The sequence below is a fragment of the Frankia sp. Mgl5 genome (genome assembly GCF_023242985.1).
GTDB classification, from domain to species: Bacteria; Actinomycetota; Actinomycetes; order Frankiales; family Frankiaceae; genus Parafrankia; species Parafrankia soli.
This window is the reverse complement of record NZ_JALKFY010000080.1, coordinates 1-282: the sequence shown is the minus strand read 5'-3', so window position 1 is coordinate 282 and position 282 is coordinate 1. Positions and strand designations below refer to the sequence as shown.

Sequence of the window (282 nt, the reverse complement as noted above, 5' to 3'; positions counted from 1 at the left end):
AGCTTCCGCCGCTCCCGGTGTATAGTTGCGAACGGTTACTTTCACCGGCAACGGCTGATCCGGTTTTAGCGTGTTCAATACGGTTGCGCTCGGATCAAGCGATAACGCGAATGGCGGCAAGACAGCGACAGCATCGGCTGGGACGGCATGGACGGTGGCCGCTGTGTTAAATGCTTCGTAGGTCACGTCTGCGGTTAGCACCGGTTTCTCATATGGCAAAAACAATCCGGCTTCTTTCGGAATGGTCACATCGTAGCTTGCTTTTACCGTTTGGTTGTAGCC

The 282-nt window shown here is 54.3% G+C and carries 1 pseudogene; it reads right to left on the bottom strand.

The features are described from left to right. A pseudogene (locus tag MXD62_RS08450) lies at window positions 1–282 on the bottom strand (hypothetical protein); the annotation flags it as partial.